Below are 8,692 nucleotides of genomic sequence, written 5' to 3'. Positions count from 1 at the left end.
TTGCTTTTTAAGCCAGTAATCATCATCCCGGAATTCATAAGCTGTGGGATTAAAATCGCCAACAATGCCTACATCGGCTTTTACGGGGACCTCCATGTCCATACTCCAAAAAACACTGTTAACCAATAGTCTGCGCACACCCTCGTTAAGCATATCGGTCGCCGCTCCTATAGTGGTAGTAAATGCCTTTCCTTTTAAACCGCCCGGTATCTGATAACTTTTTGTCCATGCTATAGGCATCATAGGATCATTAAGCAAGACACCATTATCATTCTTTATTACAGGGATGGTATCTGTAGGCCGCATCCCATACAAGAGATCTGCCTCATCAAATTCTCCTTCACGTTCCATGACTTCTCCCAATATAATGGGTAGTGAATTTCCCGGTAGTGGCAAACGAACCCCATAAACATCTGTAGGCCCCCAGATATCGCCATCTTCAATACCGTTGGTGACAGGGTGTGATTTCCCAGCCTCGGATACAATCCCCCCGGTACTTTCATGCTTGTGGTGCCCGTGATGAGAAATCCATTTTTCACCTAGAACGAGGCGCCCAAAACCGTCGACCCATTCTTTTTTGTCGCCCTCATAACCATTGCTATAATGTTTGTAATCAGAATTAGAATCCAAATCAAAATTAAAAGCATGGGTAGCCGTACGGATGCCTATTACCGGCTTTCCGTTTTTAAGATAATTATCTATGAACTTCATCTGATCATCCGGTAATGCTCTGAACCTGGTAAAAATTACCATCAGGTCTGCTGACTCCAGGGCATCCAATCCCGGGATGTTGTTAACATAATTCGCATTTATAATACCCGGTTTAGATGGGTCCTGCGCAAATAACACCGTACATCTAAAGCCGTGTTTGGCAGATAAAATTTTGGCTAATTGGGGCAAAGCTTCCTCAGATCGGTACTCCTCATCACCAGAAATTAAGACCACATGTTTAGCTTCAGTATTCCCGGAATTAAAAGTGAGCCATTGTTTTGGTGTTACTTCTGCCTCCTCAGAACGTTTCTTTTCTGTCTTTTGCCCGCAAGACACTATTACGAGGTAACCAATTAAAAGAATTAATGTTTTTTTCATTCGTTACGTTAATTAGTGTGCCTTAATCAGATATCCATGCCCTCTTTAATAAAAGAATATCCCCTGGTGTACACTTCTTCCATCGGGGAATAATCTCTCCAAACATTTATGGCATTTGCAAACTCCGGAATAATGGTACTAAAAGCTTCAATGGTAAGCCAACCTTTATAATTTATTTCATTTAAGGTCCTGAAAACTTCATCCCAGTTTACCTGCCCGGATCCGGGAGTACCCCTGTCATTTTCACTAATATGCACATGCTTTAAATAGGGTGCAATGGTTTTAATTGCTTTGGCCTGACTTTTCTCTTCAATGTTCCCATGGTGTGTATCGTACATGGCACCAAGGTTAGGATGATTTACCTGCTCGGCCATCGTCTTTAAATCGGCCATAGTGTTGTAGAGGTAACATTCAAACCTGTTTAGCGCCTCGGGAGCAAGCATTATATCAGCCTTGCCGGCATATTCAGCTGCTTTTTGCAACATTTCAATACTCCATTGTCTTTCTTCCTCCCTGGGGGGCTGACGTGTAAAGTAGGCAAAACTGGAATGGAATGGTCCACAAATAACCTCTGCATTCAGTGCAGACCCCATATCAATAGACCATTTTAACTTTTCTAATCCTGCTTCGCGTGTTTTTCTGTCCGGACTGGCAATATTTTCCTCTGTCGCAAGAGATGCTACACAGGTTACGCCCATATCTATGTCCTTCAAATGATTTCCTAAGCCGGAATAATGATGTTCATTCCCTTCACCCAAAAATAATTCAATCCCGTCGTATCCGGTTTGCTTTAAGTTATCAATAATTCCATAGTGCTGTTCTGTAACATGATTGGTCCAGAGTAGCATATTCATTCCGATTTTCATTTTAAAAATTTTATAGGTGTAAAACAGAAAGAAAACTGCTGTCAATTAAGTCGATAGCAGTTCCTTTTATTATTAAACAACAATAAACAGACTAGGCGAAAGCAGGCTCCACCTTGCGACTTTTTATCCAGAATAGGAGGATAGTGAACAATACAATTAAGATGGCCGGAAATAAAGCCATGGTACCTAAAGTAGCCTGCCCGGCCACTAATTCCAGTTCATCACCAGTAAGACCCATGGCAGCTGCCTCTGTTTTATCAGTATCTATCCATTTGCCAATGATTGGTTGAAAAATGGAAGTTGAAAACATCCCAACGGCACCAATAACAGACATTCCAAGTGCCCCACTCTTTGATATTTTGTCGGCTGTGAAACCAATCATATTCGGCCAGAAATAAGCGATACCAAGGGCAAAAATTACTGCTGCCACATAGGCCATACCGCCGGTTTGAGTACTAAAGAGATATATTCCTAATGTTGCTAAAATTGAAGATCCAAGCAAGACTCCTGTCTGATCAAATCTACTTACAACAACACCTCCAAAATATCTGGCTACAGCCATAAGACCTGTTACGAGGGCTAAAATCAGCATGGGTTGGGCACCACTCTTAGATAAGATAAGTCCTACCCATTGTTGTGGTCCAAATTCCGTAATAGCGGTTAGTGCCATACAAATCATCATAAAAATAAACAGAGGAGAGAACATGGCTTTCAGATTGCTCTTTATAGAAGAAGCTTCCTTCGATTTTGCCCTTGGCCAGAGCTGTCCAAAGAATAAATAAGCGTAAATCAGGGTAGGTAATAAAATAACCCAAATTTGAGATTCCCATCCAAAACCGGCATCAGTCATAAACTTGGAAACCAGACTTCCTATTACAATTCCTCCCGGAAACCACATATGAAATCTATTTAACATTGTACTCATTTTGTTACCCTGGTAGGCATCTGCTATCATTGGGTTGCAGGCGGCCTCTGTACAACCGTTACCCAGCCCAATAAGTAAAGTGGAAATAAGGAGCCCAATATAACTTCCGGAATAGATGGTCATAATAATACCAACCGCATGGGCAAAAAACGCAAATTGCATAATTTTTTTTCCTCCAACCGTATGATAAATCAATCCACCAATTACCATAGATATTGGAAATCCTAAGAACCACATAGAGTTAATAAACCCTAATTGCTCAGCCGATAAGCTAAGTTCTTCACCCAGTTGCGGAAGAATACCTGCCCTAATACTAAAGGATAAAGCCGTTGTGATTAAGGCTAAACAACTTCCATAAAAAAGTCGTTGAGAATTAATTTTGCGAGCTTTTGTTACGTTTTCCATTGTTTGGTTTTGGTTGATTTACAAACTCATATCGGTGAAAACAAATTGGTTTGAATATATAAGATTAATGTCTTTTTTGCTAAAATCATAATTATTTTACAATTGTCCTATCTGATCTTTGAAAAATCCTTTAAATTTTTATCCAAATGATAAATTTTATTGATAATTGATTTTTAGCTAATTTAGGACAAAATACCAACGCTCTTAATTAAGAATACTCATTTCGCAAAAAGAACAAATAATAAGAAACATGCAACAAAACAACTATCCTAAACTGCATAATGCCTCCTGGCCGGGAGTAGTGGGGAAGGGCCCGGATTCTGAACCTCCGATATCTATCGATACTATGATAGAACTTACAGCTAATGCTGAGATCGACGGAGTTAAATTCGATGGATTTGATCTTTTTCTGTTTGATCCCCATATGAATATTGATGCATCTGAAGATGAAATCAAAGCGATGGCTGACAAAGCCTTTGCCAAAAACCTTGAAATTGGAAGCCTTGTTGCACCTGTCTGGACTCCTACGGGTGGCGGTTCAGCTATGGGATCCAAAGAAGAACGCAAACAATTCGTGACTCAGGTCCGAAAATCATGTATTATTGGACAAAAACTGCGGGAGATTGGAGTTAGGCCTAATGGCATTATCCGAATAGATTCATCTATTGATCCGGAGACCTGGGCTTCAGATCCTGTAGGCAATACCAAACTAATTGCTCAAACATTTCGTGAGGCCTGTGACGTGGCAGCAGACTATGGGGAATCCCTTGCTGCTGAGGGTGAGATTTGCTGGGGAGGTATGCATGGGTGGAAATCCATGATTAATACCCTTGAAGCTGTGAACAGGCCTAATATTGGATTTCAGGCCGATATGGCGCATACCCTTTTGTATCTTTTAGGGTATAATAAACCTGACGAAAGAATATTACCGGTTGACTTTAAATGGGAAGACAGGGCCACTTTAACAGAAGGACTGAAAACCTTAACCAGGGCACTGAGGCCCTGGACCATAGATTTTCATGTTGCCCAAAATGACGGGACTGTTTTTGGTGCCGGTTCCCATGATAAAACCGGAAGGCACTGCCAGGCATCAGATCCAAACGGGAAACTGGATATACCTGTTGATGCAGGACACTGGCTTAGAAATGAGGACGGCAGTTTAACCAAAAAAATAAGACATATATGCTGGGATGGATGTATGTTCCCCAATGAGGTAATGATGCAGCAAAAAACATGGAATGATGTTTTGGCCGCGATGATAAAAGTTCGTGAACTGCATGGCTGGCATGAAGCTATTTAATGTATACATAAAATCATATTACTATTAATGAGTAACAAAAAGGAAATTAGAATAGGATTAGTGGGCTACGGATTTATGGGGAGAACCCATTCTAATGCGTACAAAAGAATGGGGGATTTCTTTCCCGAATTGGAATATCGACCTGTACTCAAAGCGGTATGTGCCCGTAATAAAGAGCGTGTAAAGGCATTTGCGGAACAATGGGGTTACGAATCCTTCGAAACAGATTGGAAGACCTTAATTGGCAGGAATGATATTGATGCTATTGATATCTGTACGCCAAACAATATGCACGCAGAGATAGCCATAGCCGCTGCGGAAGCCGGAAAGATGGTACTCTGCGAAAAACCACTGGCTAGAACTGTTGCAGAAGCACAGCCTATGGTTGACGCAGTTGAAAAAGCAGGTGTTAAAAATACAGTTTGGTACAATTACCGAAGGGTTCCTGCGGTAACTCTGGCTAAGCAACTTATTGATGCGGGAAAGCTGGGTAAAATCTTTCATTATCGTGCTAACTTTTTACAGGATTGGACCATCAGCCCTGAACTTCCTCAGGGAGGTGAAGGTCTTTGGCGATTAGACAATGATGCTGCTGGTTCCGGGGTAACAGGTGATCTTTTGGCTCATTGTATAGATACAGCTATGTGGTTGAATGGAGGAATAAAAGATGTATCGGCAGTGACGGAAACTTTTATTAAGGAAAGAGTGCACACCGCTTCGGGGGAGGTTCAAAAAGTTGGTATAGACGATGCCTGTATTTTCCATTGCCATTTCGACAATGGTTCCTTGGGACTTTTTGAATCAACACGCTATGCCCGGGGCCATAAAGCTCTGTACACTTTTGAGATTAATGGAGAACACGCCTCTATAAAATGGAATTTACATGATCTTAGTCGTCTTGAGTATTTTGATCACCGGGATGAATCAATAGAACGCGGATGGAGATCCATACATGTAACAGACGGAGATCAGCCTTATATGGATAAATGGTGGGTACCCGGTCTGTCTATTGGGTATGAACACAGCTTTGTACATCAGGTGGCAGATTTCTTCAAAAGTATTGAAACCGGGAAACCCTGCTCCCCGACTTTTCGGGAAGCTCAGGAAACCCAAAAAGTATGTGAAGCCGTTCTGGAATCATCTAAATCCAGAAGCTGGAAAGACACAGGGGTCTCCTGGTGAGCAATCAGTAAACAGAAACGATACATAATAATGAGTGAATCAATAAAGGGATTCTGTCTTCAGGGAAGAGAAAAGATAATACCTAAAGCAGGTGTTGAGGTCACCAGTAATACTGCAGTTGTAGATATGGAATTACCTGAATTGAAGGAAGGAGAAATAAGGGCCAGGACTTTATTTACAGGCATTTGCGGTTCAGACAATAGTGCAAGCCTGGGCAAACCAAACTTTGATTGGGTGGAACGCCCCAGAATAATTGGTCATGAATTTAGCGCTGAGGTTTTGGAATTGGGTCCCGGGGATCATGGCGATGTGATGGTTGGGGATGTCTTTACACCACTGGCCATGCTCGGATGCCAGGATGAGGATTGTCCGGCATGTAGTGTAGCCAAATGGAATTTATGCCCTTCCAAACAAATCATCGGATTTCATAGGAATGGCGGATTTGGACAACAGGTGGTTCTGGAATCAGACCGGGTAGTGCCATTGATGAAAGGTTTAACAGCAGAACAAGGTGCCCTGGTGGAGCCTTTGTCTGTTATTGTAAATGCGCTGCATAATAAATGCAATATTAAACCAGGACAGGATGTAATAGTAACCGGCTGTGGGATAATTGGTTTAATGTCTGCCGAACTGGCAAGGGCCGCAGGGGCCAGGGTTGCGGTTACGGGGATAGAACATGATGTGAATGTGCGTTTAAAAAAGGCAGCTGAACGTGGATTTATTACTATAGTTGTTTCTCCGGAGAATTCATTGAGTTCGCAACTGGCAAATGGAATAACAGATAATAATGGTATTTCTTTTGGAGCTAATGCCAAAGTAGATTTACTGATTGAATGTTCAGGGGTTTCGCAAGTACTTACAGAAGCCATATCAGTCGTCAGGCCGGAAGGCGATATTTGTGTAATTGCCACATATCCCAAGGATGTGGAGATCAAAGAGACGATTATATGGTGGCTCAAAAACTAATGGTAACAGGAATATTTCCATCGGAACATTATATTAACCGATATGAGTTTAGCGATATCAGCCAGGCTTTTGAAGATTCAATCCTTGCCAATAATGTAAAAGCTGTGATTAAAATGAATTAATTGTGAGTGAATTAAAGTCTTTTATCAACAAATTGGATAATAATATATGCATACAATTTTCATAACCGGGGGTACAGGTTGCATTGGTTCAGTGACTATATATAAGCTATTACAATCGGATCAAGTAGGAAAAATTGTTGTTGCTTCAAGATCTGGTAATTATGAGACTTTGAAATTATGGCTTGGCGAAAAGATGGACCCCAGACTGGAGTTCGTTACCCTGGATGTTGCAGATTACGAGGCCATATCAGAATTACTTCCAAAGATAAACCCAACACATATTATACATTTAGGCGCTTACCAGAGCCCGGACTGTTCGAAAGCTCATATTAGGGGAATGGAAATAAATACAGGCGGTACCATGGCCCTTTTTGATGCCGCAGAAAAATTGACAAATCTAAAAAGGTTTGTGTTTGCAAGTTCTGCTGCAGTGTATGGGATGAGAGCCATGTATCCGGAATCAACCATTAAGGAAGATGCCCGGCTGGCGCCACCAAATCACTATGGGATCTGGAAACTGGCAGGTGAACACCTTGCACGCTTGTTTTATGACAATACAAATATTCCTACGGTCTGCCTCAGAATTAATACAACCTATGGAAAAGGAAGGGATAAGGGTAAAACTTCAGCGCCTACCAATGCGTTAAAGGCCATAGCAATAGGATCTGTAAACGGTGAAAAAATCCCTTTTGAAATGCCTTATGGCGGAAGGGAGAATTATCATTTTGTAGAAGATGTAGGATCTCATTTTGCTGAATGTACCTTGCAGGATTTTGACGGTTTTGGTGCTTTTAATATTAAAGGAAAAACTATCCCTATAGAATCATTTTTAGAAATTGTACAAGAGGAGGCTACCAGACTTGGAATAGGGGAGTTTGCAGAACTTTCTGTTACTGATGGAGCACCTCCTAATTTATTTGTTTCCGATTTAAACCATGAGAAAATAGAGGGAACGTTTAATAACTTACCCTTAACCTCTGTTTCTGAAGGAGTTCGGATTTCCCTGCGGGAATTCGTAAAAATTGCAAATACGGGAGTTTTAAAATATTCATTAGAAAGTTCATGAAGACAATAGGAGTTGGATTAATTGGAGCAGGAGATATTGCCGACCTGCATGCGGAAGCCATTAACGGGCTTCCGGGGGCCGAACTGTTAGGACTATGGAACAGAACTGCTGAGAAAGGCCAGAAAAAAGCAAAGCAGTTTGGGTGTTCTGTTTACACAACCGTGGATGAAATGTTGCGCGATCCTAAGATAGATGCGGTTTTTGTACTCACAAATATGGAAACGCATTGCGAATACACCATAAAGGCAGCCAGGGCCGGGAAACACGTATTGGTTGAAAAACCCGCTGCATCCAACATTCAGGAGTTGGAAAGAATGCAAAAAGCGGTAAAAGAGGCCGGGGTAAAATGTATGCCCGTTCATAATTATATTTATGAATCTGGCATTTTAAGAGCAAAATCGATGATTCAGAATGGTAGCCTTGGCGACATTACCCAATTTTATATGATGTATAATATTCATCACGCAGATAATATCAGAGTACGCTACCCCGGTGTTATAAGACAGATTTTAACGCATCATTGCTATACCATGCTCTATCTTGCCGGAAAACCCAAAACTATATCCTGCCTGAAGCATACTGTAGACCGTACAATTGCCCCACAGGAAAATGTTGCAATGGCCAATATACAAATGGAGAGCGGCGTACTTAGCCATTTATCGGCAAGTTTCGCGAATGACGACCATGCCGGGGATCCATGGACCTGCATAATAAAGGTAATTGGAACAAAGGGAAGTACCCGCTATAGCTATCGGGATTGGGTTATAAATG

General features: G+C 41.5%; 9 protein-coding genes. 6 read left to right on the top strand and 3 right to left on the bottom strand.

Going from position 1 to position 8,692, the window contains the following annotated elements; translation table 11 throughout:
- The 3 genes from Q0X89_RS13555 to Q0X89_RS13545 form a co-directional block, all read right to left on the bottom strand.
- Positions 1-1,089 (bottom strand): ThuA domain-containing protein (locus Q0X89_RS13555; protein ID WP_297695065.1); only part of this gene is annotated, 1,089 nt, incomplete at its 3' end.
- A 26-nt stretch (positions 1,090-1,115) separates the two neighbouring features.
- Positions 1,116-1,955, bottom strand: a complete 840-nt coding sequence (locus Q0X89_RS13550; RefSeq protein ID WP_297695063.1) for a sugar phosphate isomerase/epimerase — start codon at positions 1,953-1,955, stop codon at positions 1,116-1,118.
- Between the two features lie 91 nt (positions 1,956-2,046).
- Positions 2,047-3,285, bottom strand: a complete 1,239-nt coding sequence (locus tag Q0X89_RS13545) for a sugar MFS transporter (protein WP_297695061.1) — start codon at positions 3,283-3,285, stop codon at positions 2,047-2,049.
- A 250-nt stretch (positions 3,286-3,535) separates the two neighbouring features.
- Between Q0X89_RS13545 and Q0X89_RS13540 the strand changes: the two genes are divergently transcribed.
- The 6 genes from Q0X89_RS13540 to Q0X89_RS13515 all read left to right on the top strand — a co-directional run.
- A complete protein-coding gene (locus Q0X89_RS13540; RefSeq protein ID WP_297695059.1) occupies positions 3,536-4,585 on the top strand; it encodes a TIM barrel protein in 1,050 nt (349 codons plus the stop codon).
- A 27-nt stretch (positions 4,586-4,612) separates the two neighbouring features.
- Positions 4,613-5,767, top strand: coding sequence for a Gfo/Idh/MocA family oxidoreductase (locus Q0X89_RS13535; protein ID WP_297695057.1), 1,155 nt, complete (start codon positions 4,613-4,615; stop codon positions 5,765-5,767).
- A 30-nt stretch (positions 5,768-5,797) separates the two neighbouring features.
- Positions 5,798-6,733, top strand: a complete 936-nt coding sequence (locus Q0X89_RS13530; protein ID WP_297695055.1) for an alcohol dehydrogenase catalytic domain-containing protein — start codon at positions 5,798-5,800, stop codon at positions 6,731-6,733.
- The gene (locus Q0X89_RS13525) at positions 6,733-6,855 is read left to right on the top strand and encodes a hypothetical protein (RefSeq protein WP_297695053.1); all 123 of its coding nucleotides are present in this window, start codon (positions 6,733-6,735) and stop codon (positions 6,853-6,855) included. The genes Q0X89_RS13530 and Q0X89_RS13525 overlap by 1 nt, the downstream gene beginning before the upstream one ends.
- A gap of 46 nt (positions 6,856-6,901) precedes the next feature.
- A complete protein-coding gene (locus Q0X89_RS13520) occupies positions 6,902-7,921 on the top strand; it encodes an NAD(P)-dependent oxidoreductase (RefSeq protein ID WP_297695051.1) in 1,020 nt (339 codons plus the stop codon).
- Positions 7,918-8,692: Gfo/Idh/MocA family oxidoreductase (locus Q0X89_RS13515; protein ID WP_297695049.1), on the top strand; the 775-nt coding region annotated here is incomplete at its 3' end. The genes Q0X89_RS13520 and Q0X89_RS13515, both read left to right, overlap by 4 nt.

Origin of the sequence: uncultured Eudoraea sp. (assembly GCF_947258525.1) — a bacterium.
GTDB lineage: Bacteria > Bacteroidota > Bacteroidia > Flavobacteriales > Flavobacteriaceae > Eudoraea.
This window is presented reverse-complemented; position numbering and strand designations above follow the sequence as displayed.